This is a genomic window from Janthinobacterium sp. TB1-E2 (genome assembly GCF_036885605.1).
GTDB classification, from domain to species: Bacteria; Pseudomonadota; Gammaproteobacteria; order Burkholderiales; family Burkholderiaceae_D; genus Janthinobacterium; species Janthinobacterium aestuarii.
This window is the reverse complement of sequence record NZ_CP142523.1, coordinates 635071-660256: the sequence shown is the minus strand read 5'-3', so window position 1 is coordinate 660256 and position 25186 is coordinate 635071. Positions and strand designations below refer to the sequence as shown.

Genomic DNA, 25186 nt, shown 5'->3' with positions numbered 1-25186 from the left:
CCAGGAAGACAAGGCGGCATGGGCAACCATGCCGCTTTTTTTATGGGCGTGCGGAAAATGCACGGGCGCCGCGCCCTTTGCGCCTATGCCGCCGCACTCTCGGTTAGAATGAAGTGTTCAACTTTCACTGACAGATATTCTCAATGACCGCCACACTCGATTCCAGCACCGTCGCCCAGTACCTGAGCGAGCATCCGAATTTCTTCGAAGAGCATACCGCCCTGCTCGGCGAGGTCAAGCTGAGCAGCCCGCTGACGGGACGCACCATCTCGCTGCAGGAGCGGCAGATGGAAGTGATGCGCGACAAGTACAAGGCGCTCGAGCTGCGCATGTCCAAGCTGAGCCGCGTGGCCGAGGAAAATGGCGATATCGCCAGCAAGTTCCACGGCTGGAACCAGGCCATGCTGCAAGTGCGCAACGATGCGGACATGCCGCGCGTGCTGGTCGATGCCTTGCAAAGCAATTTCGACGTGCCCTACGTCAGCCTGCGCCTGTGGCAAGTGCTGCCGGAACACGCCGACGGCTGGTTCACGGAAGACGTGACGGCCGACGTGCGCATGTTCGCCAACAGCCTGCAAACGCCGTACTGCGGCAGCAACCGCGATTTCGAAGCCGTGCACTGGTTGCAAGCTGACAAGATCGAATCGACCGTCATGATCGCCCTGCGCGCCCCGAACACCACGGGCACCTTCGGCTTGCTGGTGCTCGGTTCGCCCGACAGCGAACGCTTTACGTCAAGCATGGGCACGGACTTCCTCGTACATATCGGCGCCACGGCCAGCGCCGCCCTGGCCGCGCTGCGCGCCGGCTCGCCTGCCTGAATACGCCATGAATGCGGCGCGCGGCAAGGCCGAGTGGCTCGATGCCTACCTGGCGCAGCTGGCCACGCAGCGCAAGCTGTCGCCGCATACGCTGGACGCCTACGGGCGCGACTTGCGCGCCTTGCTGGAACTGAGCGGCGATACGCCGTGGGCGGCGCTCGCGCACAACGAAGTGCGCCGCTACACGGCCAAGCTGCACGCTGGCGGCCTCGACCCACGCTCGATCGCCCGCAAGCTGTCGTCGTGGCGGGGCTTTTTCAACTGGCTCAGTGGCGAGACCCAGCTCGACGCCAATCCCGTCGACGGCATCCGCGCCCCCAAGCGGGCCAAAACCTTACCCAAAGCCTTGTCGGTGGACGACGCCGTGCGCCTCGTGGCACCCGCGCAACACCAGCAAGGCGCCGCCGAGCCGGAGCAGCTGTGCAACCGGGCCATGTTCGAGCTGCTGTATTCGAGCGGCTTGCGCGTGTCCGAACTGACCAGCCTGGACACCCATTACTGCAAGGCCGAGAACGGCCGCGACGCCTCGCTGGGCTGGCTCGACATGGCCAGCTTCGAAGTCATCGTCACGGGCAAGGGCAACAAGATGCGCAAGGTGCCGGTCGGCAAGGCAGCCCTCGTGGCCCTGACTGCCTGGCTGGGCGTGCGTCCGCCGGCGGCCGATGGCAGCGCCGCCCTGTTTCTCAGCACGCGCGCCACGCGCATCTCGCCGCGCGTGCTGCAGCTGCGCCTGAAGGCGCACGCGCTGGCGACGGACATTCCCGCGAATGTGCATCCGCACGTGCTGCGCCACTCGTTCGCTTCGCACGTGCTGCAATCGTCGGGCGACTTGCGCGCCGTGCAGGAAATGCTGGGCCATTCCAGCATCACCTCGACCCAGGTCTACACGGCCCTCGATTTCCAGCACCTGGCGCACGTGTACGACCAGGCGCACCCGCGCGCCAAGGTCAAGTAGGCAGCCGCGCCCGTTGGCCAGCCTGATCCATATCAAGCGGATCGGCGCGCATTTGCAAGCTTTTGCAAAATTCCGGCATAATCGTCCGCATTCTTCCGCTTGCGCGGCGGCACCACCGATTACAGCATAGGCATCTTCATGGCACTGATTCCAACCACCATCCTCACCGGCTTCCTGGGCGCAGGCAAAACCACCTTGCTCAACCGCATACTGCAGGAAGACCATGGCATGCGCATCGCCGTGATCGAAAACGAGTTTGGCCAGGAAAACATCGACAATGAAATCCTGGTGCAGGATAGCAACGAACACATCATCGAGATGAACAACGGCTGCATCTGCTGCACCGTGCGTGGCGACCTGATCGTGGGCTTGACGGAACTGGCGCGCAAGCGCGACTCCGGCCTGCTGGCATTCGACCGCGTCGTCATCGAAACGACGGGCCTGGCCAATCCCGGTCCCGTGGCGCAAACCTTCTTTGTCGACGAGGAAGTGGGCAGCCACTACATGCTCGACGCCATCATCACGGTGGTCGATGCCCGCCATGCAATGAAGCAACTCGATGAATACGAGGAAGCCCAGCGGCAAGTGGGCTTTGCCGACAAGCTGCTGCTGTCGAAAACCGACCTCGTCAGTGAAGACGACGTGGCCGCCCTGACGCGCCGCCTGAAGCGCATCAATCCCCGCGCACCGATCGCCAAGGTCGATTTCGGCCGTGCGCCACTGGCCGAAGTGCTCGACATCCGCGGCTTCAACCTGAATGAAAAGCTGGAACTGGACCCGGATTTCCTCGCCACGGAAACGGCGCACGTGCACGATCATGACCATGCGCATGACCACGATCACGGTCATGAACACAAGCATGAGCACGCACATGAGCACACTGAGGCCTGCGCCACCGATTGCGGCCATGCCGACCACCACCACGCGCAGCACAGCGACGATATCGCCGCCTTTGTTTTCAAGAGCACGCAACCGTTCGACAGCGCCAAGCTCGACGAGTTCCTCGGCGGCCTGGTACAAGTGTATGGCCCGCGCATGCTGCGCTACAAGGGCGTACTGCTGATGCAGGGCGCCGAGCGCAAGGTGGTCTTCCAAGGCGTGCACCAACTGATGGGCAGCGACCTGGGCGCCAAATGGGGCGACAACGAAGTGCGCGGCAGCAAAATGGTGTTTATTGGCAAAAATCTACCAAAAGACATTTTTATTCGCGGACTCGAACAATGTTTGGTATAAACTAGCCGGGTTTTGCAAAGTACCCGTTGCAAAGCAGAAACAAAAGGGAAAGTTAAGCACGCTTTCCCGCTGTCCGACACCCATCTTGCTGGTATAAACCAACAAGTAGCCGTCTCTGATCGGCTAGTCAACAAATCGGGATGGCAATATAAAGCAAAGCGTGCCAAAATCAGCGACGAAAACGGCCCATGTCGTTAGCCTGTCATGAAATGCTGGCAAACTGCCGCTGGCCGCATGCCAGGCATGCAACCGATCCACCCAACACGCCTGTTGACGCGCGCATAGCGCGACTGGCATAGAGCGGTAAAAAGTTATCAACATGGCACCTTAGCCGGCCGGTAATCCTGGCTTACGCCGGCAAGCCAAGGTCGCACGCAGTACAGCGGGACAGCAATGCCAAGCGGAACCTGTACAGTTGCTCGGTATCGCCGCATCAACTGATCAATTTGAAAACTCTGTCGTATCGAAGGTAAGCGAAGTTATGACCAAAACTAATAAATCGACCCCGGCCGCCAACCAAGACATCCCTCTCATCAGCGAAGATCAAATTCGCGCCATGAGCGAAGATGACTACATGAATCCGGCACAACTGGCATTCTTCAAGGCGCGCCTGCAGCAGCTCGAAAAAGACCTGCTGAAAAACGCCGGCGAAACCACGGAACACTTGCGTGAAACCGTGCTCGTACCGGACCCTGCCGACCGCGCCACGATCGAGGAAGAGCATGCGCTGGAACTGCGCACGCGCGACCGCGAGCGCAAATTGCTGAAGAAAGTACAACAATCGATCGCCAGCATCGACGCCGGCGACTATGGCTGGTGCGAAGAAACGGGCGAGCCTATCGGCATCCCGCGCCTGATCGCCCGTCCGACCGCCACCCTGTCGCTGGAAGCCCAGCAACGGCGCGAACTGAAGCAAAAACTCTACGGCGACTGATCGCCCCTCCCCTTGCGCGGCCGCCCCGGCGGCCCCGCGATGGCGATAAAAAAAGCACACAACCCCGGTTGCGTGCTTTTTTTTCGTCCCGCGCCGACTACACTGAAGCAGGCACGGCAGCGGCAAGTGCCGCTTGCAATTGCCTTTTCCATCCCCACTTTTGAACTATGGGCGCGCAATCGCATGGCCTTGCACGCATCGGCACGAATCTTTTGAGGTCACTATGGAACAATTTCACGGCACCACCATCCTCTGCGTCCGGCGCGGCAAGCAAGTCGCCTTGGGCGGCGACGGCCAGGTAACGCTCGGCAACATCGTCATGAAGGGCACGGCCCGCAAAGTGCGTAAGTTGTATCAGGGCAAAGTCCTGGTCGGCTTTGCCGGCGGCACCGCCGACGCTTTTACCTTGCTCGACCGCTTTGAAGGCAAGCTGGAAAAACACCAGGGCAATCTGCTGCGCGCCTCCGTCGAACTGGCCAAGGACTGGCGCACCGACCGCGTGCTGCGGCGCCTGGAAGCGATGCTGCTGGTGGCCGACAGCGAGTCGACCCTCGTCATCACGGGCAATGGCGACGTGCTGGAACCGGAAGACGGCATCGGCGCCATCGGCTCGGGCGGCACCTACGCCCAGTCCGCCGCCAAGGCGCTGCAGGAAAACACGGACTTGTCGCCGGCCGACGTGGTCAGGAAATCGCTGACCATCGCCGCCGAGCTGTGCATTTACACGAACATGTCCCACATTATCGAGACGCTCGACTAAGCGTCCCCGAGCACAGAATGGAAAGCCAATTATGATCATGAACATGACCCCGTCGGAAATCGTTACCGAACTCGACAAGCACGTGGTGGGCCAGGCCAAGGCCAAGCGCGCCGTCGCCATCGCCCTGCGCAACCGCTGGCGCCGCCAGCAGGTGGCCGAGCCCCTGCGCCATGAAATCACGCCAAAAAATATCCTCATGATCGGCCCCACGGGCGTCGGCAAGACGGAAATCGCGCGCCGCCTGGCCAAGCTGGCCGAGGCGCCGTTCATCAAGATCGAAGCGACCAAGTTTACCGAAGTCGGTTATGTGGGGCGCGACGTCGACACCATCATCCGCGACCTGATCGACATCGGCATCAAGCAGACGCGCGCGCTGGAAATGAAGAAAGTGCGCGCACGCGCCGAAGATGCGGCCGAAGACCGCGTGATCGACATCCTCGTGCCGCCGGCGCGCGACTTCGGCTTCACGCCGAATACGGCCGCGGCCGTGGACACGGGCAGCGGCGACAGCACGCGCCAGACCTTCCGCAAGCGCTTGCGCCAGGGCGAGCTCGATGACAAGGAAATCGAGATCGAGCTGGCCGAGGCGGGCCCGCAGATGGAAATCATGGCGCCGCCGGGCATGGAAGAAATGACGGAGCAGATCAAGTCCATGTTCTCGGGCGTGGGCGCGCAGCGCAAGAAGGCGCGCAAGGTCAAGATCAAGGAAGCCTTGAAACTGCTGGTCGAGGAAGAAGCGGCCAAGCTGCTCAACGAAGATGAGCTGAAACAGAAGGCCATCCAGAACGTCGAGCAGAACGGCATCGTCTTCCTGGACGAAATCGACAAGATCGCCTCGCGTTCGGAATCGGGCGGCGCCGACGTCTCGCGCGCGGGCGTGCAGCGCGACCTGCTGCCGCTGGTCGAGGGCACGACCGTCAACACCAAGTACGGCATGATACGCACGGACCACATCCTGTTCATCGCTTCGGGCGCGTTCCACCTGTCGAAGCCGTCGGACCTGATCCCGGAACTGCAAGGGCGCTTCCCCATCCGCGTGGAGCTGGAATCGCTGTCGATCTCGGACTTCGAGCGCATCTTGACGAGCACCGACGCCTGCCTGACGATGCAGTATGAAGCCTTGCTGGCGACGGAAAACCTGAAACTGCAGTTCGCGCCGGAAGGCATCACGCGCCTGGCGGAAATCGCCTATTCGGTTAACGAGCGCACGGAAAACATCGGCGCGCGCCGCCTGCACACGGTGATGGAAAAGCTGCTGGAAGAAGTGTCGTTTACGGCCAGCGAAGGCAGCAGCAGTTCGGAAAACCTGCTGGTGATCGATGCCGCGTACGTCAATGAACGCCTGGAAGCGCTGTCGGTCAACGAGGACCTGTCGCGCTACGTGCTGTAAGAAAGAGGGGGGAAACCGATGGCAAACAAGGCATTGGCGACGCGGCAGAAAATGCAGTTCCGCGTCGAACCCTCGCAAAAACCGCGCAACCCGGTCGCCACTGCAGCCCTGCAGCGCGCCGCCGGGGCGCACGTGAAAACCGTATCAGGCCAGCGCCAGCAGGAAAAACGCCTGCTGGCGAAACTGCTGTTGAAAGTAGAAACGGACAAATAGGCCGCCCGCGGACACCCCTTTTTACAGGGCGTCCGCCATCAGGCCACTCTCTGCCGCGGCATCATCCCCTTAGAAACGGTAGGACGCGCCCAGCGAAAACATGTCGACCTTGGTCGTTTGCTTGCTGTTGTACTTGACGGGCACGCGGTCCCAGTCGAGGTGCAGCGACCAGTTCTTGTTCAGCGCATACGCCGCGCCAAGGCCGTAGGTCAGGCCGATCTTGCTCTTCTTGTCCGAACCGCCACCCAGATAATCGACCTTGCCCTGCGTGTAGGCCGCACCGGCGCGGCCACTCAATGTAAACGCGTCAAACTGGTAGCCGAGCACGCCCTGCATGCCGAGGCCCGAGAACTTGCCGCGGCCAGCGCGCTTGCCCGCGTCCGTGTCGAAGCCGGACTTGACCTCGCCACCCATGTACCCCACCAGTTCAATCGAAGGCACGGCCACGCCGCCCTGAAACGGCAGCGCGTCGAAACTGTAACCCACGTAGGCCTTGCCATTGCGCTTGCTGCTTTTGTCGCAATCGCTTTGTCCGGCGATGCAATCGAGGCCGCTACTGGCGCGAAAGCCATAGCTGGCGCCCGCATAGATGGGACCCGGTGCAGCTTCGGCTGCGTTGGCATGCAGGGGAGCGATGGTGGCCAGCGCCAGCAGCGCTGCGGGGAAACGGAAAGATGGGAACATGGATAACCTCTACAAGTGGATGGATTGCCTGGTTGTAGCGCGCTGCGCGAGCCACAAGCGGGAGTGTCATCGCTTTTGCCAAAAAGTACTATCACCTTGTGCAAAGTGCCATTAACGGCTACATTCGGTACCGTCACCCGCTACCAAACTTGTAAAAAAGGATATCCCGTGAGTTCACCTGAACTGGTTTTGCGCGTGCTGCGCACCCAACTGCGCGCCGCCGGCATCACGTACAAGGTATTGGCCGAACGCATCGGCATGAGCGAGTCGAGCGTCAAGCGCATGTTTGGCCAGCACGACATGTCGCTGTCGCGCCTGGCCCTGATCTGCAAGGCCTCGGGCATCGCCATGGAAGACGTGCTGCGCGGCGCGGCCGACATCACGCCGCATGCCGACACGCTCACCCTGGTGCAGGAAAAATCGCTGGTGGCGCATCCGCGCCTGCTGCTGGTGGCGATCTGCTGCCTCGGCCACTGGAGCCTGGAGCAGGTGGTGGAAACGTATGCGCTGACGCAGGCCGAATGCATCGGCTGCCTGGCCGAACTGGATCGACTGGGCTTGATCGAACTCAAGCCGCTGAACCGCTACAGCCTGCGCGTCTCGAACGCCTTCCACTGGCTGGCCGACGGCCCGGTGCAGCAGTACTTCCGCGAACACGTGGTGGCCGATTACTTCAGCGGGCATTTCGACGGCGCCGGCGAGACCCTGATGTGCATTCCGGCGCGCCTGTCGCTGTCGAGTGCGCAGGAGCTGGTGCAGAAGATCCGCCAGCTGGCCGAGGAACTGGCGCGGTTGCACCAGAACGATCGGCGCCTGGCACCCGCCGAGCGCGATGGCTTTACCCTGCTGCTGGGTTTCCGCTCATGGGAATTTGCCGCCTTCACGGCCCTGCGCCGCAGCTCGGCGTCGGCCGCCCCGGCGACTCCCTACCAGACCGGTCCCAGGAACAGATAAAACGTGCTCTCGCCGCCCTTCGATGCGCCCGAGGCCACGTACACGGGACCGAAGCGCGTATCGACGGAAATGAAGGCGCTGCTCGCTTGCGTGAACTTGGTCGATTTCCAGCGCTCGCTCTGATCGAAGCCGCCGCCCATCTCCAGCGAAAAGCCGGCCCGCACGGCGCCGCCCAGGGTGCTGGGCAGGGAACCGATGCGGCGCGCCATCACGAAGCGCGCCAGGGCCACGCTGCGTCCCGTCACCGACTCGAACTGCGTGCCGGACAGGCGCAGGAAGCCGCCCAGGCTGAGCGGCGCCTCGCCGCGCTGCGCGCGCGCCCATTCGCCATACACATGGCCGGCCCAGTTGCCGCGGCTAAAAGCCTGCATGCCGGTGATGGAAGAGCGGCCCAGGGCCGCTTCGCCCGACCCCGTGCTCGAATCGCGCGTCCAGGTGGCGTCCACCAGCATGCCGCGCGTGGGGAAACCCGGTGAATCGAGCGTATCGATGCGGAGCTGCACAAACTGCGTGGTGCCCAGTGCGCGCGATTCCGGCAGCGTAGGGTCGGCCGGAATCGCCAGCCGGCCCTTGACCTCCGTGCGCGTGACGCCAAACCGCAGATCGCCCCAGGTACCAAACTGGCGTCCCAGTACCAGCGCCGCCGTCTGGCCGTTATATGTCACGCGGGAGCTGCGCCGGCCCTTGTCGAACAAATCCATCGCCGACGAGCTGTACTGCAGTTCCGGCGCGATATACCACGGGTTGCCGGCCCCAAGCGGCTGCCAGAACTGCACGCCATAACCGCGCTCATTGCCGATCTGCGCCATGCTGCGCAATTCGCCGCCCCAGCTGTTCAAGTTCGAGCGCACGTGCAGCAGCTTCAGGGCAAAGGTATTGCTGTCCCTGAAATCACTGGCCATTTCCAGGCCCACGCGCAGCCGGTTGCTGGCCCATGGCGCTTCGACCGCCTTGATGTTGACCGTGCGCTGGTCGCCCGCGTCGACCACTTCCGTCTCCACGCGCGCCACATCGCCACGGCCATACAGCCTAGCGGCCGCCTTGAGCACATCTTCCTGGCTGACCGGCTGCCCTTCCACCAGGCCCGATTGGGCCTGCAGGATGCGCGGATTGATATCGCCTTCGCTCTCCACGGCCAGGCGCGTGAGCGGCAGGGCCACGTCCAGCAGGGCCGGCGCCGCCAGGCGCAGCTGCTCGCGCGCCGCATACTGTTCCGGCGGCAGGGCCAGCGGCGCCAGGCGGGCGGCCAATGCCTGCGCCGCCTGTTCGCCGGCGCGCATGGCACGTGCATAGTTTTCAAAGTCGAGGAAACTCACGCCCGTCAGGTCGGGCGCCACGAGGATATCCTGCGATTGCAGCTCCTTGAGCGAGCGCTGCACGTTCTGCTCCGTGAGGATCTGCAGCATCTGCTGCGCCACGCCGATGGCGCTGCCCAGCTCTTTTTCCGGCGCCAGCGGCGTGCCCACGTTGACGGCGATGATGACGTCGGCGCCCATGGCGCGCGCCATGTCGACGGGCAGGTTGCGCACCAGGCCTCCATCGACCACCAGCCGGTTATTCACGCGCACGGGCGCAAACACGCCCGGCACGGCCAGCGAGGCGCGCATCGACAGGAACAGCGGCGTGTCGACCAGTTCCACCAGTTCGCCATTGACCAGGTCCGACGCCACCGAGCGGAAGGGCAAGGGCAGCTGGCTGGCCGGGCGGTCGCGCATGCCGGCCGGCAGCAGGCGGTTCAGGGCCATTTCCAGCGCCGCATTGCTGGCTGCCGCCGGCGGCGTGGAAATGCCGTTGCGGCTGGCGCCAAACTCGATGCGCGACGGCAGCAGCAAATCTTCCTCGCGGCGGCGGAACGCCAGTTCGTCGCGCGGCGGCCGGTCGGCCACCACGCGCGCCCAGTTGGTGTCGCGCGCCATTTTTTCCAGGTCTGCCACGGAAGCGCCGGCCGCATAAGCGCCGCCCACCACGCCACCCATGCTGGTGCCCACCACCATGTCGATCGGCACATGCAGCTCCTGCAGCACTTTCAAGACGCCGATATGCGCGAGGCCGCGCGCGCCGCCGCCCGACAGCACGAGGGCGATGCGCGGGCGCGCCGGCGCGGAGGCAGGAATGGCCACGGTGGAAACGGGGGAAGGCGTGACGGCGGGAGCGTCGGCTGCGGCGCCGGCTTGCGGCAAGGCGCACAGCGCCGCCACGCAGCCCGCCAGGACGGCACGGATCGAGAACATGAAGACTCCAGTCGCAATGGCGGCACGGCGCCATCGGCAAAATACGATAAGAACGGCGTTAATGAGCGTTAATTCGACGGCGGCGTGCTGGTGGTGGTCACCTGCGGCGCGGCCGGCATGACGGTGGCGGGACGCTGCTGCTCCATCGGCAGCGGCGGCGGCACCAGATTCGATGCCGGCGCCGGGGCCGGTGCAGGTGTTGGGGTGGCGGACACGGGCCCCGGCAAGGCCAGCGCCTTGTCGTCGGCCACCAGGTCGATGCGCTTGCTCACGCCGCCATCGCGCAGCAGCACGTGGCGCGCATGCACTTCCAGCACCGTCACGCCGGGCACCACCTCGGCGCCTTCCGGCAAGGCCACGGACGGCTTGCCATCGGTCGAGATGATGGCCACGCTACCGCGGCCATTGCCGGCGGCCACCACGCCCTTGAGCTGGTAATTGCTGGCCGTGGCCACGCTGACCTGGCCGCCGAACAGCGAGGCGCCCGCCTCCACACTGGCATCCTGCACCACCGGCACGGCCGGCGGATTGATGGGGCGCTGCGGCGCCTTGAACAGCTGCATGGCCCAATAGGCCAGCGAGACGGACAGCGCCACGACGGCGAGCAAACTTGTAAATTGAGGCAAACGCTTCATGGCTTCCTTGGGTTTCTTATCTGACGAGCTGATTGATTTCGATAATCGGCATCAGCACGGCCAGCACGATCAGCAGCACCACCACGCCCATGGCCAGGATCAAGGCCGGCTCCAGCAGGCCGGCGATGGTGAGCGTGCGGCGTTCCAGGTCCTGCTCCTGCGCGCTGGCGGCGCGTTCCAGCATGGCCGGCAGCTCGCCCGTGATTTCACCCGCGCGTATCATGTGGATCAGCATCGGTGGAAAATGCTTTTGCGCCGACAGCGCGCGCGCCAGGCTCACGCCCTCGCGCACGGCGCCGCTGGCTTCCTGCACCAGTTCCTGCATCGCCACGTTGGTGAGCGTGTCGCGGCTCGTGTCGAGCGCGCGCAAAATCGGCACGCCGGACCCCGTGGTGATGGCCAGGGTGCTGGCAAAACGCGCCGTATTCAGGCTGCGTTCGAACTTGCCGTACAGGGGCGCCGTCAGCAGCCAGGTATGCCAGCGCCGTTTAAGGGCTGGCTGCTGCAGCGCGCGGCGCCAGGCGAACCAGGCGCCGATCAGGGCAATGGCCACGACGATGCCATAGTTGCGCACGAAGTCCGACAGCGCCAGCATGATCACGGTGAGCATGGGCAGCTTTTGCTTGGTATTGGCGAAAACAGAGACGATCTGCGGCACCACGTAGGTGAGCAGGAAGATCACGATGGAAAACGCCACCACGGTGACGATGGCCGGATACGTAAAGGCCAGCTTGACCTTCTGCACCAGCGCATTGCGCCGCTCGATATAGTCGGCCAGGCGCGAGAGCACGCGCGACAAATGGCCGATCTGCTCGCCCGACGCCACCAGCGCCCGATAGATCTCGGCGAAATCGCGCGGATGGCGCGCCAGCACGTCGGAAAACGCGGCGCCGCCGATCACTTCCGAACGGATCGAGGCGATCAGGTCGCGCAGATACGGCCGCTCGGCCTGTTCCAGCAGCGCGGAAAACGCCTGCTCCAGCGGCAGGCCCGCTTCGAGCAAACTGGCCAGCTGGCGCGTAAACAGGGCCAGCTCGGTGCTGGACAAACGCTCGCCGAAGCCGCGCCGCTTGGTCACCCCGGCGGCGTCGACCTGCGCGGCGATCGGCTCGACGGCCAGCGGCACCAGGCCTTGCACGCGCAGCTCGGCGCGCGCGGAACGGGGACTGTCGGCATTGAGCACGCCCTTGCGGGTAGCGCCCTGCGCGTCGACGGCTTCATAGCGGAATGCGGGCATGGTGGCGGGCCTAGTCTTTGGTCACGCGCAGCAATTCAGCCTGCGTGGTGGTGCCGTCGCGCAGCCAGCGTTCGCCGTCGTCGCGCATGCTCAGCATGCCGTCCTGCAGGGCCACCGTGCGCACTTCCGCTTCCGACGCGCGGTTGTGGATCTGCGCGCGGATCTGCTCCGTCGTGCGCAGCAGTTCGTACACGCCCACGCGGCCCTGGTAGCCCGTCTGGCCGCAATGCTCGCAGCCGACCGCCTGCCAGTACTGGCCATCGAAGGTCTTGCACGAGCCGCACAATTTGCGCACCAGGCGCTGCGCCAGCACGCCCAGCAGGGACGACGACAGCAGGAACGGTTCGATGCCCATGTCGAGCAAGCGCGTGACGGCCGCCGAGGCGTCGTTCGTGTGTAAAGTCGCCAGCACCAAGTGGCCCGTCAAGGATGCCTGCACGGCGATCTGCGCCGTTTCCAGGTCGCGGATCTCGCCGATCATGATCACGTCCGGATCTTGCCGCAAGATCGCCCGCAGCGCCTTGGCAAACGTCATGTCGATGCGCGGGTTGACCTGCGTCTGGCCCACGCCAGCGAGGTCGTACTCGATCGGGTCTTCCACCGTCAGGATATTCGTGGTGGTGGCATTGAGCATCGACAGCGCTGCATATAACGTCGTCGTCTTGCCCGAACCGGTGGGGCCCGTGACGAGCACGATGCCGTGCGGCTGCGTGATCAGGCCATCGAACTGCGCCAGCATGGGCGCGCTCATGCCCAGGTGCTGCAGGTCGAGGCGGCCCGCTTCCTTGTCCAGCAAACGCAATACGGCCCGTTCGCCATGCCCCGTGGGCAGGGTCGAGACGCGCACGTCGACGGGTTTGCCGCCCACGCGCAGGGTGATGCGGCCGTCCTGCGGCAAGCGTTTTTCGGCGATGTCGAGCTGCGCCATGATCTTGATGCGCGAAATCAGCGAGCCGTGGATGGCTTTACGGGGGCGCACGACGTCGCGCAGGCTGCCATCGATGCGGAAACGCACGACGGACGTCTGCTCGAACGGCTCGATATGGATGTCGGACGCGCCTTCGCGCAGCGCCTGCGTGAGCAGCGCGTTGATCATGCGGATGACGGGCGCGTCGTCGGACGATTCAAGCAAGTCCTCGATGGCCGGCACGTCCTGCAGCAGCTTGGTCAGATCGAGGTCGGCGTCGAATTCATCGGCCATCTGCGACGCGTCGCCGCCGCCGCCCGCGTAGGCGCCGGCAATGGCCGCATCGAGTTCGCCGCGCGGCAAGACCGTCAGCTGGATCTGGCCGAAACGGCGCGACACTTCGGCAATGGCCGCCGGCGCCGTCGATGCGGCCACCAGCACTTCGACGGGGGCGCCGTCGATGGCGCCGGGCCGGGCCAGCAAGCCGAAATCGCGCGCGTAGGCGTAGGGAAGCAGATTGCTCATGACTGCCCCATCACTTCTGCTGTTGCGGCAATTGCTGCTGCTGGTACTGCTGCAGCAGCGGCTGCGGCGGCGTGGCCGCGTTGGCCGGCGCGCCTGGCGGCGGCGTCGGTGCCGGCGGCACGGGACGCGTCACCATGCTGCCGCCCACGGGCTGGCCATCCTGCAAGGCAGGCAGTACCGGCGTGCCCAGGTCTTTCAGCATCAGGTTGCCCGTGGCCGGCACGGCGGCCGTCTCGGCCGAACGCATGTAGTCATAGCGGTCGGCCGCCAGACTACCGCTCTGCTCCTTGTTGCGCACGATGACGGGGCGCAGGAAGATCATCAGATTGGTTTTCTTGCGCTCGCGCGTCTGGTACTTGAACAGGTTGCCGATCAGGGGGATGTCGCCCAGGCCGCGCACTTTTTCCGCATTGTCGCCCGTGCTGTCCTCGATCAGGCCACCGAGCACGATGATCTGGCCATCGTCGGCCAGCACATTGTTTTCGATCACGCGGTTGTTGATGGTGATGCCGCTGACGGCGGCCGCCGTGGATTTGTCCACGCTCGACGTCTCGTGATAGATACCCAGCTTGATCGTGCCGCCCTCGGAAATCTGCGGACGCACCTTCAGGGTCAGGCCCACTTCCTTGCGGTCGATGGTCTGGAACGGATTCGTGTTGGTGCCGGCCGTGCTCGTGTACTGGCCCGTCAGGATAGGCACGTTCTGGCCCACCTTGATGGTCGCCAGTTCATTGTCCAGGGTGATCAGGTTCGGCGTCGACAGGATGTTGGCATTGCCGTCCGATTCCAGCGCATGCGCCACGGCGCCCAGGCCCAGCGCGCCGTTGATCTGCTTGAAGATGCCGACCGTCAGGCCGCCCGTCGGCAAGACCTTGCCGCCGCCCGTGGCGATGGCGGCGATGTTGTTGCTGGTGCCCGAAGCGAACGACTGCAACGCGCCCACGCGGTAGTTGCTGCCGCTGTCGCCGGAAAGGCCCAGCCACTGCACGCCGAATTCGGAGGCCTTGGACGACGTCACTTCGACGATCAGCGCCTCGATGTAGACCTGCGCGCGGCGCACGTCGAGCTGGTCGATCACGGCGCGCAGGTTGCGGTAGACGGCTTCGTTGCAGGTCAAGATCAGGGTGTTCGTCGATGCGTCGGCCTGGATGAAGCCAGCCGCGCCGCCCGACGACAGCTGCTGCGGCCCGTTGTTCAGCGATGCGCCGCCCGTGGTGCCACTTTGCGTATTGCCGCCCAGGCCAGTGCTGTTCATGCCGCTGTTGTTCTGGTTGATCTGGTTATTCGTGGCGGCGTTGCTGGTATTGCCCTGCTGCGCCGACGCGGCCGTGCCGTCCGACGTCACCACCGAGCGCAGGGTCTGCGCCAGCTTCGTGGCGTCCGCGTTTTTCAGGTACACCACGTGCACGTTGCCCAGCTGCGTGGTGGGCTGGTCCAGCTTCGAGATCAGCGACTTGGCCAGGTTGGCGCGCGCCGCCGATGGCGCGCGCAGCACCAGCGAATTGGTGCGCGGGTCGGCCAGCACGGACACCTTGCCCGCGTCGGCCCCTGCGGCGCCGCCCGCATTGCCGCCTTCCATCAACTTGTTCACCATCGAGGCCAGGTCGGACGCGATGGCATAGCGCACGGGGATCACGTCCAGGTCCGTCGACGCGGGCACGTCGAGCGCGGCGATGATCTTCGCCAGGCGCTTGAGGTTATCCGCGTAATCGGTGATCACCAGCGAGTTGTTGCCCGGGTTGGCGTTGATCGTGTTGTTCGGCGAGATCAAGGGGCGCAGCACGGCCAGCAGGTTGGCCGACGATTCGTAGTTCAGGTAAAACACCTGGGTGGCGATCTGGTCGCCCTTCACCTGGCTGGCGCCATTGCCCACCTGGGTCGGCACGGATTGCAGCTTGGCGTCCGCTTCCGGCACCACCTTCGCATAGCCGTCGCCGGAGACCACCGCATAGCCTTGCAGGCGCAGCGCGGAGGCCAGCAGCCCGAACGCCTGGGTCTTGCTGATCGACTTTTCCGACACCAAGGTGATCGTACCCTTGACGCGCGGGTCGATGACGAAATTGATGTTGGTGTAATGGCCCACCGCCTTGATCACCGATTCGATGTCGGCGCCGACGAAATTGAGCGCCGCTTCATCGCCGGGCGCGGCCCAGACGGGTGCCGGCATGCCGGCCACGGAACAGCACAGCAAGGCGGCGGCCGACAGGCGGCGCAGCGAGAAGGAGGAGGTAATGGGGCTCACGGATGGTTTTTTCATTGTCTGAACTCTAAGGCGATGATGTTTTTTTCGCTATTGCTACGGCGCTGTCCCAGCAAATTCAACAAACTCGCCAAGGTCTCTTCATATCCTGCTGCGGCCTGGGCCTGGCCGGAAAACTGCATGCGCCCCTGTTGCAGGCTGCCGCGGCCGTCAAGCAGCAGCGGTCCCTTGATGGAGCGCAGTGTCAACGTCGCCTGCTGCCCCTGCCAATCGAAATCGAGCTCGTAGCTGCCCAGCGGACGCAAGGACGACAGGCGCGACGCCATGTCCGTCATCTGCAAGGTGGTGCGGCCGACGGCGGAAAACTGCCGCTGCTCCAGGGCCAGCTGCAAGGTGCTCCACGACAGGCGCATGCTGCCCGTCGGCGCCACGGTATTCAATGGCGCACCAAGGCCACCAAGGCCATCGGCGGGCAGCAGCAGGGCCGCCGGGCTCACTTGCCAGTGCGACCACGAGCCGCGCAGGTTCACCGGCTGCGACAACGCCTGCGGGTTCTGCAGTTCCACGTCCGCCGATCCCCACAGCACCGAGGGCGAAATGCGCCAGCTGAAACGCCCCGGCAGCAGCGGCGTCACGGCGCCATTCGCGCTGGCCGCCCCGCCGATAAAGGCCGAGCCGCGCCACAGGGTACCTTGCGCGTCGCCCAAGGTCAAACGTCCGCCCGTCTGCTTTTCCACGATGCCAGCGACCCAGCTGGCCGGGAAAAACACCAGCAGGGTGACGCAGACGCTGACGATGATGGCCAGCAGCCAGCCAAGCAAGCGCATCATCGTGCCGCGCCCGGGCTCTGGTGCAGGGTCAGGCTGGCGTCGACCAAGCCCGCCTTGCCCTGCGCCGTGATCTTCGCTTCCTGCACGGCCACGCGGCCTTCGCGGCGCAAGCCATCGAGCCACAGCATGACGCTGGCGAACGGCACACCGGTCAATTGCACGCGCGCGTACTCTCCCGTCAGCGACAGCGATTGCGGCGCCAGGCCGCGCGCTTTCAGCGACGCATCGAGGCTTTCACGGGCCATGGGCGCGACCTGCACGGGCGCCTGGCGCGCCAGTTCGCCCGCTTCACGGGCCAGCGCCTGCAATTGGGCCGCGTTCTGGCGCAGCTCGGGCAAACTCTTTTGCAAGGCGATGCGGCCCGTCCAGGCAGGCTCGAAGAATACGGCGTAGACGAGGGCCAGCCCCGCCACGACGCCGCCGATGGCCAGCAGCTTGCGCTCCTGCTGCGTACGCTCCGTCCAGAACGCCTGCAGGTTCTGTTCCTGGCCAGTCAGCGCGGCGCGGACCTTGTTCAATGCTGCACTCATGCTTTTGCTCCCGTGGCCGGCGTGATCTTCCACACGCCCGGCGCCGTTTCATTCAAGGCCAGCTTGCGCGCGGCCAGGCCATCGCGCACCTGCGCCTGGGCGCTGGCGTCGACCATGTCCGGTTTCAGCTTGACGATCAGGCTGCGCTCGCGGTATTCCAGCGACGCCACCACGCCGCGCCCGGCCAGGCCGCCCAGCGCCTCGCCCAGGGCCGCGCTCATGCTCGTGAAATCATCCATGCTGGCTTGCCCGCTTTGCAGGCGGGCGGCGGCGATATTGCGCCGCATCTGCTCCGCTTCCAGCCCATACACGGGCGCTTCGTTCGGATACGCGGCCTTGAAGGTTTGCTGCATCGAGGTGCGCACGGTGGCGGCTTCGCGCTTCAAGCGCATCCATTCGATATTCATGCCGGCCAGGTTGACCGCCACCGTCAGCAGCGCCAGGCGGATGGGCCAGCGCCAGCGGCGCCAGTCGGCCGCCGCCCCCGTCGCCGTGCCCAGGGCGCCGGCCAGATCCAGCCCCGCGCCCTTGGCGCCGGCGATCCAGTGCGCCCAGTGATCCAGCTCCACCGTCACGCCATCCATGCTAGCGGCCAGCTGTTGATACTGCGCCAGCTCGGCCTGCGCCACATAGACCGTCAGCGGCACGTCGCCGGCAAACGCGCGCGTCGTCAGCAGTGCCTGCTGCGGCTGGGCCGGCAATACGAGGCCCAGGCCCTCTTGCGGCGCCTGGCGCAAGGCCAGTTCCAGGCCATCGCCGCTGGCCTGCAGGGCGGCCGTCACGCTGCCCGGCTGCAAGGGCAGGCACAGCTGCGATGGCAGCAGCGCCACCTTGCGCGCGCCCTGGGCCAGCAAGGCTTTCACGAGGACCTCGGCCCAGGCGCGCTGCGCCACGGCCACCGTGCGCATGCCGGACGCGTCGGGCGCGCCGGCAGCCAGCAGGCAATCCTGGGCGTCGCCAAGGATGTGTTCTTCCACCAGGCCCGGCAGGGCCGCACGCAAGCGGGCGCCAGCCAGCGGCGGGGTTTTCAGGCGCAGCAGGGTCACGTCGGCCGCCGCCAGCAGCAGCACCACCCGCTGCGCGCCGGCGATCAGCTGGCCCAGGCTGCCCAGCGGCGCGCTGCCCTGCTGCAGCAGGGCGCCGCCGTCGCCAGCCAGCACGAAGGAGCAGGCGGGCGCGCTGTCGGTGGACGCCTTGGCCGGGTGACGGATATACAATATTGTCAAAGTGACTCGCTTTCAGCTGTTAATTTTCCCGCAACCAGACCAGGCTGGTGGTGCGCTGCGGATTCGGCTCGCGCCACACCAGTGCCTGCGCATCGAGCGCGGCGCGGTCCAGGCGCACGCGGATCACGGTGAGGAAGTACTGACTTTTTACATCGATCTCCACGCCGTCGATCGGTTTCTTGCCATTGATATTATTCTGGAAATTTAGCCTATCGACAAACTTTTTACGCGGGTTGCTCAAGGTCAGGGCGCTGGCCTCGGACACGGACATGTCGGTGACGGCCGACAGCACCTCGGCCGGTGCCGTATTCACGTTCACCGCAGTCGGTTTCGGCAGCACGATGATAAAGTCGCGCAGTTTCTCGATCATCTGCGGCGTATAGCCGGGCACGGCCAGCAAATCCTCGACCTGCGTGAACGCCACCGATTCGCTGCTGCCGCCCGATGCGGGCGTGGCGGAGGGCGTCTTGCCGTCGGCGCCGCTGTCGGCAGTGCGCGGTTTCGGCCGCGCGCGCAGCACGGCATCGGCCGTCGCCTGCGCCAGGGAACTATCGAGCTGCAAGTTGGACAGCAGCCGCTGGTAGGCCTGCACGTTGGGCTGGCTGACAATCCCCGTGGCGGCGGCCAGGTTGGTGATATTGAAACGCGCCTGCGCATCGAGCGCGCGGCCCGAGACGGTGGCGTCGAATTTTTCCGTATCGACCTTTTCGCGGTCCACATAATCGTCAAGCCGCGCTTCCTCGATGGGCGTGGCCCAGACGCCGTCAAGCGCCGTCAGCGTGACATTATCCTGGCGCAGCCAGAAACGGGCAAAGTCGACCATGCCGCGCATGGCCCACTGCGTCTGCAGGCGCAAACGCTGGTTTTCCATCGAGCGCACCTGCACCTGCTGCTGCCAGAACAGGCTGGCAACGACGGTAATCGCCAGCGCCGTCAGCAGCAGGGCCGTGATGACGGCCACGCCGCGCTGGCGCGAGGGACGTGTAAAAGTCCTCATCCCGGCCCCAGTAAAAAGACTTTGGACAGGCCCGCGTCCTGGCCCGGCATCTGCAAGGTCACTTCCAGGCCCGGCACTTGCGTGGAAATGGCGGCGCCCGCCGTCAGCACGTTCCAGGCGCCATTGCTCCAGCCGCGCATGACCATGCTGTCGACGCCGCGCATCAGGGCCACGTCGGCGCTCGAGGTATCGGTATCGTCGCGCGCCGCCTGCCACAGGGTGTCGAGCACGGCCAGATCGCGCGTGCCGTTCGACTCGCGCCGCGTCAGCACGCCGCCGCGCAGGCGGTAAGTGACCACTTGCAACTGCTGCGGCTCCTGTTCCGACGCGGCCAGGCGCACCAGGGTCAGGCGGTCGGTCTCGGCTGTCAAGTTGGTACGGCCATTGAGCAGGCTGGCATTCTGGCCGGCGCCGGCCAGGTGGTCGCAATCGCTCTGCATCTGGGCAAACGCCAGCTGCATGCCGCGCGCCTGCTCGAGCTGGCTGGTCAGCACTTCGCGCGAGCGCATGATGCTGTCCAGGCCGCGCCAGCCCAGCACGGCGACCATGGCCAGGATGCCGATCGCCACGAGCAGCTCGATCAGGGTAAAACCGCCGGCAGGGACAGTGCGGCGCGCCATCAGTCGTTGAACGCCAACAACACCAGGCGCACGATGCGCCGGGCCGGATATTGCACGTCGTACACGTTGACGCGCACTTGCCGGATGCGGGGATTCGGCGTGGCCACCACTTCCTCTTCACAGATCAGTTTCAGATCGCCCTGTGGACAGTCGACCGTGCGCTTGCCCGTCTGCGGGAAGGTCTTCGCCAGGCGCAGGCGCACCAAATGGTTTTCCGCCGACCAGGTAGCCATCATGGCGCTGCGCAAGCCATCGCTGTTCTGCGTCAGGCTGCCGACGGCGCGCAAGGAGGCGCCCAGGGCCGTGCCGACGATGACGAGGGCGACCAGGACTTCCAGCAAAGTGAAACCGCGCTGGCGGCGGCGGAATGGGAACCGCATCATTGCTCGACCGTGAAGTGGCCGATGCCGTCGGCGCGGATGGCCACGCTGCGCTCGCCGCTGGCCAGGGTCAGCACGAAAGGCTTGTCGACCGGTTCGCGGCCGAAGATGATGCGCAGCGGCTGGGCCACGCTGCTCGATGGCTGCACGCTGAGCAGCATGGGCGTGTTGGCAAACGCCCGCTCGCGCAGCAAATCGTCCTGCGTCACCGGTTGCCACAGCTTTTCATTGAGAACCAGGAAACGGTATTGATTTTCGTCCGCCTCGAACGCCACCTGCCGGCTGCGCACGATGGCTTCATCGCGCGCCAGCTGCAGCAGCAGGGCGATGCGCTCGGCTTCCTTTTGCAGCGCCTGCTGGCCATTCGGCATGGCGTTCAGCGAGACCAGGCCCAGGGTGACGCCGATGATGACCATCACCACCAGCAGCTCGATCAGCGTGAAGCCGCTGGCGCGTGGCCGGTGCAGTGCGCGGCCGGTGGTCATGGCAGGCATGCAATGGAAAACTTACAGTTCCCAGGAACCGATATCGGCGTCGTCGCCGCTACCGCCGGGCTGGCCGTCGGCGCCCAGCGAGATCAGATCAACTTCGCCTTTCACTCCTGGCGACAGGAACTGGTACGGGTTGCCCCATGGATCCTTCGGCATCTTTTCCAGGTAGCCGCCCGCTTTCCAGCCATTCGCGGCCGGTCCCGTGGTCGGTTTTTCGATCAGCGCCTGCAAGCCCTGCTCGGTGGTCGGGTAGCGCTGGTTATCCAGGCGATACAGTTTCAACGCTTGCATCACGGTGGCGATGTCGACTTTCGCCGCCGCCACTTTCGACTCGCCCGTGCGGGCAATCAGCTTGGGCACCACCAGCGACGCGAGGATGCCCATGATCACCACCACGACCATGATTTCGATCAAAGTGAAGCCGCGCGCGCGGCGCTGGCGTATCGGATGGTTTGCTGCGTTTTGCATAAGAAAGAGAGAAGAAGGTGAGTAATGAGAGCAGAGTATAAAGCGGAAATATGACAAAGCCTGTCATATAGGGAAAAATTTCTGCGGGGGCTGTCAGGCCGGCAAGACCACTTTGCCGCAAACGGCACAGCCGGGGTCGCGCGCGACGCGCATGCTGCTCCATTCCATGTGCAAACCGTCGAGCAGCAGCAGCCGTCCGGCCAGCGATTCGCCCGCACCCATGATCAGTTTCAGCGCCTCGGCAGCCTGCATGGCGCCCACCACGCCGACCAGCGGCGCGAACACGCCCATGGTCGAGCACGCCTCGTCCGTGAACTGCTGCTCCTGCGGAAACAGGCAGGAATAGCAGGGCTGCGTACCCGTGCGCGGGTCGAACACGCTCACCTGCCCGTCGAAACGGATCACGGCACCCGACACCAGCGGCACCCTGGCCGCCACGCAGGCGCGGTTGACGGCATGGCGCGTGGCGAAGTTGTCGGTGCAGTCGAGCACCACCGTAGATGACAAGACCAGTTCGGCCAGGCGCGCGCCGTCGAGGCGCTCCTGCAAGGCGATGATGTCAATCTCGGGATTGATGCCGGTCAGGGTTTCGCGCGCCGACAGCACTTTCGGCTGGCCCACGCGGGCCGTCGTGTGGGCGATCTGGCGCTGCAGATTGGTCAGGTCGACCGTGTCGTCATCGACCAGGGTCAGCTTGCCGACACCGCTGGCGGCCAGGTACATGGCCGCCGGCGAGCCGAGCCCGCCCGCGCCGATCACCAGCACATGCGCATCGAGCAAGGCTTGCTGGCCTTCGATGCCGATCTGATCAAGCAGGATGTGGCGCGAGTAGCGCAGCAGTTGATTGTCGTTCATGGTTTTACGTCTACTGCAAACCCAGATCACACCCTGGGGTCGGACCCTCAGGGTCCGACCCCGGCACTTGCATTGGGTTAAGCATCAAGGCTTCCGCACAGGAATCTTCTTGTCATCGGCCTTGATGTCGGAAGCGATTTCCGGCTTGGCGCCGATCTTTTCAACCTTGGCGTCCACCTTGGCCAGCTGCACCGGCAAGCCCTGGAAGTGGTTCAAGGCTTGCTGCAGCTGGAAATCGTCCTTGGCGCCGTATTCGAGCGGCTTGCGCTTTTTCGCCGTGGCGATCAGGCGCTGCTCTTCTTCCAATTGATCCTGCATGCCTTCCATCGTCGGCTTGGCCGCTTCCGGCTTGCCATCGTTGCTGCTCAAGTGTTTTTCCAAGTCCGCCTCGCGCACGCGCAGGCTGTTCCAGCCGTCGCCTTCGGCCGTTTCATCGACCAGCAAGTCAGGCACGATGCCGCGCGCCTGGATGGCCCGGCCTTTCGGCGTGTAGTAGCGGGCCGTCGTCAGCTTGACGGCCGTGTCGGCCGTGATCTGGCGCAAGGTTTGCACGGAACCCTTGCCGAACGTCTGCGTGCCGATAACAGTGGCGCGCTGGTAATCCTGCAGGGCGCCGGCGACGATTTCCGAGGCGGACGCGGAACCGGCATTGACCAGCACCACCAGCGGCACGGTTTTCAGCGCGGCCGGCAGCTTGGCCAGCGGATCGGCCTTGGCGCCGGGCGGCGCATAGAATTCGCGGCGGCCGTAAAACACCTGTTTCGACTCGGGCAACTGGCCCTTGGTCGAGACGATCACGGAATTGCCGGGCAAAAATGCCGTGGCCACGCCGATGGCGCCCGGCACGACGCCGCCCGGATCGTTGCGCAAGTCCAGCACCAGGCCCTTGAGCTTGGGGTCTTGCGCATACAGCGCATTGATCTTTTTGACCATGTCGTCGACGGTCGGTTCCTGGAACTGGGCGATGCGCAGCCAGGCATAGCCGGGCGCGACCATCTTGGCCTTCACGCTTTGCACGCGGATTTCCTCGCGCACGATGGGGAAGACCAGCGGCTTGCTTTCGCCCTTGCGCGACATCGTCAGCACCAGCTTGCTGCCGGGCTGGCCACGCATCTTCTTGATGACTTCTTCCAGCTGCAAGCCTTTCAGCGGAATGTTGTCGAGACGGGTGATCAGGTCGCCCGCCTGGATGCCGGCCTTGGCGGCCGGGCTGTCCTCGATGGGCGAGACGACTTTCACATAGCCGTCTTCCATGCTCACTTCGATGCCGATGCCGACAAACTTGCCCTGCACGCTTTCGCGCATTTCCTTGAAGGCATTTTTATCGAGGTAGACGGAATGCGGGTCCAGCGACGAGACCATGCCGGAAATGGCTTCCGTCAAGAGTTTCTTGTCTTCCACCTTCTCGACGTAATCGGACTTGATCAGGCCGAAGACGTCGGACAACTGGCGCAGCTCGTCGAGCGGCAGCGGGGCATTCGTGATCTTCTGCGCCACGGCCGGGAACTGCAGCGACATGCCGATGCCGGCCAGTACGCCCAGACCGATCAGGCCGATACTTTTGACTTTGATACCCATGTATTCTTCGCAATCTACAAATTCGCTGCCGCAGCAATGGTGGGAACTTAAAACTTCACCCAGGTGGCGGGATCGAAGGCGCGGCCCTGATGACGCAATTCAAAGTATAGCCCTGATTCCTCGTTGCCGCCGCTGTTGCCCGCGCTGGCAATGGCGTCGCCGCCCTTGACGGCGTCGCCCACCCGTTTCAGCAAGGATTGGTTATTGCCATAAATACTCATGTACTGGCCGCCATGGTCGACGATGATCAAATTGCCGAAACCGCGCAGCCAGTCGGAAAACACGACGCGGCCGCCGGCGATGGCGTGGACTTCGCTGCCTTCGCCCGTACGGATGAACACGCCCTTCCAGCTGGGGCCGTCACCGCGCTTGCTGCCGAAGCGGGCGGCGATCTTGCCCGCCACGGGGGCACGCAGCTGCCCTTTCAGGCTGGCAAAGGCGCCGGCCGGCGCGGCCGGGCCCAGGCTCGGGCGTTCCGGCTCCGGTTCCGGCTTCGGTTCCGGCTTCGGTGTCACCTTGGCCACTTGCGGCGGCTCGTCGTCGTCGATCGGTTCCAGTTTCACGGGTGGCGGAGGCGGCGTCTGCGGCTTGATCTTGCCCGATTTATTTTGTTGCTCTTTAGCAATGCGTTCGCGTTCGGCCTGCGCCTGGGCCGCCTTGGCGCGCGCGGCCAGCAGGCGTTCGCGTTTTTCCGCCGCGATCTTCGCGTCGGCGGCCGCCTTGGCGGCAGCGCGCTGCTCGGCCAGCAATTGCTGGCGTTTCTTTTCAGCCGCGGCGGCCGCGGCCTGCTCTTCGATCAGTTTGGCCAGCTTGTCGACCAGGTTACCCATGCGCTGTTCGTCGCGCTCGACATTGCCCACTTCCTTGCGCTGCGCCACCAGGCGCTGCGACAGGGTCGTCAGCAAGGCGGCGCGGCGCGCCTTCTCCTGCACCAGCAGGGCCTTCTGGTCACGCTCTTCCTGCGCAATTTCTTCCAGTTCATCCTTGGCGTTCTGCACGTCCGCCTGGTTTTTCTCCACGGCCAGCAAGTTGGCGCGCAAGGCTTCCAGCAGGCGCGCCTGCGCCTGCGACACATACGCCATCAATTGCAAGTCACGGTTGATGCGGTTGGGGTTGTCGCCCGACAAGAGCAACTTGATGCGGTCTTCGTTGCCGGCGACATATTGCTCACGCAGCAACTTTGACAGCTGCGTCTTTTGTTTCTCGACGGTGGCCGTCAATTGCTGGTGCTCTTGCCCCAGCGCATTGAGTTTCACGCCCGTCTCGCTTTGCTCCTGCGCCAGGTCGCGCAAGGCGCGGTTGGCATTGGAAATGGCTTCTTCCGACTCGGCCAGGGTATCGGCCGCGTCATCCTTGGCGCTTTCCGTGCGGCTGATGTCGCGCTTGAGCGCCGTCAGCTTTTGTTGCAATCCAGCACGTTGTGCTTCCGCGGCCGCCTTCTGCTTGCTGCGTTCGGTGGGCTTGGCGCCCTGCGCGGCGCCGCTGGAAAGCAGCAGCGCCAGGCACAGCATGGCACCGGCGCGCCACGCCGG

25 protein-coding genes are annotated in these 25186 nt (G+C 64.7%); 8 read left to right on the top strand and 17 right to left on the bottom strand.

The features are described 5' to 3' along the window. Nucleotides 1-143 precede the first annotated feature (143 nt). The 7 genes from OPV09_RS02960 to OPV09_RS02930 all read left to right on the top strand — a co-directional run bounded on the left by OPV09_RS02960 (nucleotide 144) and on the right by OPV09_RS02930 (nucleotide 6306). The gene (locus OPV09_RS02960; protein WP_035823876.1) at nucleotides 144-821 is read left to right on the top strand and encodes a DUF484 family protein; all 678 of its coding nucleotides are present in this window, start codon (nucleotides 144-146) and stop codon (nucleotides 819-821) included. A gap of 7 nt (nucleotides 822-828) precedes the next feature. Beyond that, nucleotides 829-1776, top strand: coding sequence for a tyrosine recombinase XerC (locus tag OPV09_RS02955; RefSeq protein ID WP_338680489.1), 948 nt, complete (start codon nucleotides 829-831; stop codon nucleotides 1774-1776). A gap of 138 nt (nucleotides 1777-1914) precedes the next feature. Further along, the gene (locus OPV09_RS02950) at nucleotides 1915-3009 is read left to right on the top strand and encodes a GTP-binding protein (RefSeq protein ID WP_338680488.1); all 1095 of its coding nucleotides are present in this window, start codon (nucleotides 1915-1917) and stop codon (nucleotides 3007-3009) included. 481 nt (nucleotides 3010-3490) lie between these two features. Continuing rightward, nucleotides 3491-3943: an RNA polymerase-binding protein DksA gene (gene dksA, locus OPV09_RS02945; protein ID WP_034753066.1), complete on the top strand. Its 453-nt coding sequence runs from the start codon at nucleotides 3491-3493 to the stop codon at nucleotides 3941-3943. A gap of 223 nt (nucleotides 3944-4166) precedes the next feature. Beyond that, complete coding sequence (gene hslV / locus OPV09_RS02940) at nucleotides 4167-4703, top strand: ATP-dependent protease subunit HslV (RefSeq protein ID WP_034783551.1); 537 nt, start codon at nucleotides 4167-4169, stop codon at nucleotides 4701-4703. Nucleotides 4704-4740: 37 nt separating this feature from the next. Then, nucleotides 4741-6093, top strand: a complete 1353-nt coding sequence (gene hslU / locus OPV09_RS02935) for an ATP-dependent protease ATPase subunit HslU (protein ID WP_034753607.1) — start codon at nucleotides 4741-4743, stop codon at nucleotides 6091-6093. 18 nt (nucleotides 6094-6111) lie between these two features. Further along, nucleotides 6112-6306 carry a hypothetical protein gene (locus OPV09_RS02930; RefSeq protein WP_034753063.1) on the top strand — a complete coding sequence of 65 codons (195 nt, stop codon included), beginning with the start codon at nucleotides 6112-6114 and terminating at the stop codon, nucleotides 6304-6306. Nucleotides 6307-6375: 69 nt separating this feature from the next. On the opposite strand, the gene OPV09_RS02925 is transcribed toward OPV09_RS02930, so the two are convergent. After that, on the bottom strand, nucleotides 6376-6990 hold the full coding sequence (locus OPV09_RS02925; RefSeq protein ID WP_070304524.1) for an outer membrane protein: 615 nt from the start codon (nucleotides 6988-6990) through the stop codon (nucleotides 6376-6378). Between the two features lie 168 nt (nucleotides 6991-7158). Between OPV09_RS02925 and OPV09_RS02920 the strand changes: the two genes are divergently transcribed. Then, nucleotides 7159-7944 (top strand): helix-turn-helix domain-containing protein, encoded by a 786-nt coding sequence (locus OPV09_RS02920; protein ID WP_070304523.1) that lies wholly within the window; start codon nucleotides 7159-7161, stop codon nucleotides 7942-7944. On the opposite strand, the gene OPV09_RS02915 is transcribed toward OPV09_RS02920, so the two are convergent. The 16 genes from OPV09_RS02915 to OPV09_RS02840 all read right to left on the bottom strand — a co-directional run bounded on the left by OPV09_RS02915 (nucleotide 7917) and on the right by OPV09_RS02840 (nucleotide 25165). After that, nucleotides 7917-10175, bottom strand: a complete 2259-nt coding sequence (locus OPV09_RS02915) for a patatin-like phospholipase family protein (RefSeq protein ID WP_338680477.1) — start codon at nucleotides 10173-10175, stop codon at nucleotides 7917-7919. The genes OPV09_RS02920 and OPV09_RS02915 overlap by 28 nt on opposite strands. Before the next feature lie 68 nt (nucleotides 10176-10243). After that, nucleotides 10244-10810, bottom strand: a complete 567-nt coding sequence (locus OPV09_RS02910) for a type II secretion system protein N (RefSeq protein ID WP_080698615.1) — start codon at nucleotides 10808-10810, stop codon at nucleotides 10244-10246. Nucleotides 10811-10826: 16 nt separating this feature from the next. After that, a complete protein-coding gene (gene gspF / locus OPV09_RS02905) occupies nucleotides 10827-12047 on the bottom strand; it encodes a type II secretion system inner membrane protein GspF (RefSeq protein WP_070304520.1) in 1221 nt (406 codons plus the stop codon). A gap of 10 nt (nucleotides 12048-12057) precedes the next feature. Then, complete coding sequence (gspE, locus tag OPV09_RS02900; protein ID WP_100428779.1) at nucleotides 12058-13479, bottom strand: type II secretion system ATPase GspE; 1422 nt, start codon at nucleotides 13477-13479, stop codon at nucleotides 12058-12060. 10 nt (nucleotides 13480-13489) lie between these two features. Further along, on the bottom strand, nucleotides 13490-15736 hold the full coding sequence (gene gspD / locus OPV09_RS02895; protein WP_034753053.1) for a type II secretion system secretin GspD: 2247 nt from the start codon (nucleotides 15734-15736) through the stop codon (nucleotides 13490-13492). Next, nucleotides 15733-16509 (bottom strand): type II secretion system protein N, encoded by a 777-nt coding sequence (locus OPV09_RS02890; protein ID WP_338680473.1) that lies wholly within the window; start codon nucleotides 16507-16509, stop codon nucleotides 15733-15735. Before OPV09_RS02890 ends, gspD begins: the two co-directional genes overlap by 4 nt. Then, nucleotides 16506-17039 (bottom strand): type II secretion system protein GspM, encoded by a 534-nt coding sequence (gspM, locus tag OPV09_RS02885; RefSeq protein WP_034753050.1) that lies wholly within the window; start codon nucleotides 17037-17039, stop codon nucleotides 16506-16508. Before gspM ends, OPV09_RS02890 begins: the two co-directional genes overlap by 4 nt. Continuing rightward, the gene (gene gspL, locus OPV09_RS02880; RefSeq protein WP_338680471.1) at nucleotides 17036-18265 is read right to left on the bottom strand and encodes a type II secretion system protein GspL; all 1230 of its coding nucleotides are present in this window, start codon (nucleotides 18263-18265) and stop codon (nucleotides 17036-17038) included. Before gspL ends, gspM begins: the two co-directional genes overlap by 4 nt. 19 nt (nucleotides 18266-18284) lie before the next feature. Beyond that, complete coding sequence (gene gspK / locus OPV09_RS02875) at nucleotides 18285-19262, bottom strand: type II secretion system minor pseudopilin GspK (RefSeq protein WP_338680470.1); 978 nt, start codon at nucleotides 19260-19262, stop codon at nucleotides 18285-18287. Further along, nucleotides 19259-19882, bottom strand: a complete 624-nt coding sequence (locus OPV09_RS02870; protein WP_070304516.1) for a PulJ/GspJ family protein — start codon at nucleotides 19880-19882, stop codon at nucleotides 19259-19261. Before OPV09_RS02870 ends, gspK begins: the two co-directional genes overlap by 4 nt. Beyond that, nucleotides 19882-20265 (bottom strand): type II secretion system minor pseudopilin GspI, encoded by a 384-nt coding sequence (gene gspI, locus OPV09_RS02865; RefSeq protein ID WP_070304515.1) that lies wholly within the window; start codon nucleotides 20263-20265, stop codon nucleotides 19882-19884. Before gspI ends, OPV09_RS02870 begins: the two co-directional genes overlap by 1 nt. Further along, entirely contained in the window at nucleotides 20262-20756 is a 495-nt protein-coding gene (locus tag OPV09_RS02860) for a GspH/FimT family pseudopilin (RefSeq protein WP_070304514.1), read from the bottom strand. Before OPV09_RS02860 ends, gspI begins: the two co-directional genes overlap by 4 nt. Before the next feature lie 12 nt (nucleotides 20757-20768). After that, nucleotides 20769-21221, bottom strand: coding sequence for a type II secretion system major pseudopilin GspG (gene gspG, locus OPV09_RS02855; RefSeq protein ID WP_058051125.1), 453 nt, complete (start codon nucleotides 21219-21221; stop codon nucleotides 20769-20771). A 93-nt stretch (nucleotides 21222-21314) separates the two neighbouring features. Further along, nucleotides 21315-22076, bottom strand: a complete 762-nt coding sequence (locus OPV09_RS02850; protein ID WP_338680468.1) for a molybdopterin-synthase adenylyltransferase MoeB — start codon at nucleotides 22074-22076, stop codon at nucleotides 21315-21317. An 84-nt stretch (nucleotides 22077-22160) separates the two neighbouring features. Then, nucleotides 22161-23654 carry a S41 family peptidase gene (locus tag OPV09_RS02845; RefSeq protein ID WP_034753035.1) on the bottom strand — a complete coding sequence of 498 codons (1494 nt, stop codon included), beginning with the start codon at nucleotides 23652-23654 and terminating at the stop codon, nucleotides 22161-22163. A gap of 47 nt (nucleotides 23655-23701) precedes the next feature. Further along, nucleotides 23702-25165: a murein hydrolase activator EnvC family protein gene (locus tag OPV09_RS02840; RefSeq protein WP_128141379.1), complete on the bottom strand. Its 1464-nt coding sequence runs from the start codon at nucleotides 25163-25165 to the stop codon at nucleotides 23702-23704. Between the last annotated feature and the right edge of the window lie 21 nt (nucleotides 25166-25186).

What these genes read in the sequence shown, in the direction of transcription:
- OPV09_RS02960 (WP_035823876.1), top strand. Translation starts at nt 144, where the DNA reads ATGACCGCCACACTCGATTCCAGCACCGTCGCCCAGTACCTGAGCGAG.
- OPV09_RS02955 (WP_338680489.1), top strand. Translation starts at nt 829, where the DNA reads ATGAATGCGGCGCGCGGCAAGGCCGAGTGGCTCGATGCCTACCTGGCG.
- OPV09_RS02950 (WP_338680488.1), top strand. Translation starts at nt 1,915, where the DNA reads ATGGCACTGATTCCAACCACCATCCTCACCGGCTTCCTGGGCGCAGGC.
- dksA (WP_034753066.1), top strand. Translation starts at nt 3,491, where the DNA reads ATGACCAAAACTAATAAATCGACCCCGGCCGCCAACCAAGACATCCCT.
- hslV (WP_034783551.1), top strand. Translation starts at nt 4,167, where the DNA reads ATGGAACAATTTCACGGCACCACCATCCTCTGCGTCCGGCGCGGCAAG.
- hslU (WP_034753607.1), top strand. Translation starts at nt 4,741, where the DNA reads ATGAACATGACCCCGTCGGAAATCGTTACCGAACTCGACAAGCACGTG.
- OPV09_RS02930 (WP_034753063.1), top strand. Translation starts at nt 6,112, where the DNA reads ATGGCAAACAAGGCATTGGCGACGCGGCAGAAAATGCAGTTCCGCGTC.
- OPV09_RS02925 (WP_070304524.1), bottom strand. Translation starts at nt 6,990, where the DNA reads ATGTTCCCATCTTTCCGTTTCCCCGCAGCGCTGCTGGCGCTGGCCACC.
- OPV09_RS02915 (WP_338680477.1), bottom strand. Translation starts at nt 10,175, where the DNA reads ATGTTCTCGATCCGTGCCGTCCTGGCGGGCTGCGTGGCGGCGCTGTGC.
- OPV09_RS02910 (WP_080698615.1), bottom strand. Translation starts at nt 10,810, where the DNA reads ATGAAGCGTTTGCCTCAATTTACAAGTTTGCTCGCCGTCGTGGCGCTG.
- gspF (WP_070304520.1), bottom strand. Translation starts at nt 12,047, where the DNA reads ATGCCCGCATTCCGCTATGAAGCCGTCGACGCGCAGGGCGCTACCCGC.
- gspE (WP_100428779.1), bottom strand. Translation starts at nt 13,479, where the DNA reads ATGAGCAATCTGCTTCCCTACGCCTACGCGCGCGATTTCGGCTTGCTG.
- gspD (WP_034753053.1), bottom strand. Translation starts at nt 15,736, where the DNA reads ATGAAAAAACCATCCGTGAGCCCCATTACCTCCTCCTTCTCGCTGCGC.
- OPV09_RS02890 (WP_338680473.1), bottom strand. Translation starts at nt 16,509, where the DNA reads ATGATGCGCTTGCTTGGCTGGCTGCTGGCCATCATCGTCAGCGTCTGC.
- gspM (WP_034753050.1), bottom strand. Translation starts at nt 17,039, where the DNA reads ATGAGTGCAGCATTGAACAAGGTCCGCGCCGCGCTGACTGGCCAGGAA.
- gspK (WP_338680470.1), bottom strand. Translation starts at nt 19,262, where the DNA reads ATGAGGACTTTTACACGTCCCTCGCGCCAGCGCGGCGTGGCCGTCATC.
- OPV09_RS02870 (WP_070304516.1), bottom strand. Translation starts at nt 19,882, where the DNA reads ATGGCGCGCCGCACTGTCCCTGCCGGCGGTTTTACCCTGATCGAGCTG.
- gspI (WP_070304515.1), bottom strand. Translation starts at nt 20,265, where the DNA reads ATGATGCGGTTCCCATTCCGCCGCCGCCAGCGCGGTTTCACTTTGCTG.
- OPV09_RS02860 (WP_070304514.1), bottom strand. Translation starts at nt 20,756, where the DNA reads ATGCCTGCCATGACCACCGGCCGCGCACTGCACCGGCCACGCGCCAGC.
- gspG (WP_058051125.1), bottom strand. Translation starts at nt 21,221, where the DNA reads ATGCAAAACGCAGCAAACCATCCGATACGCCAGCGCCGCGCGCGCGGC.
- OPV09_RS02850 (WP_338680468.1), bottom strand. Translation starts at nt 22,076, where the DNA reads ATGAACGACAATCAACTGCTGCGCTACTCGCGCCACATCCTGCTTGAT.
- OPV09_RS02845 (WP_034753035.1), bottom strand. Translation starts at nt 23,654, where the DNA reads ATGGGTATCAAAGTCAAAAGTATCGGCCTGATCGGTCTGGGCGTACTG.
- OPV09_RS02840 (WP_128141379.1), bottom strand. Translation starts at nt 25,165, where the DNA reads ATGCTGTGCCTGGCGCTGCTGCTTTCCAGCGGCGCCGCGCAGGGCGCC.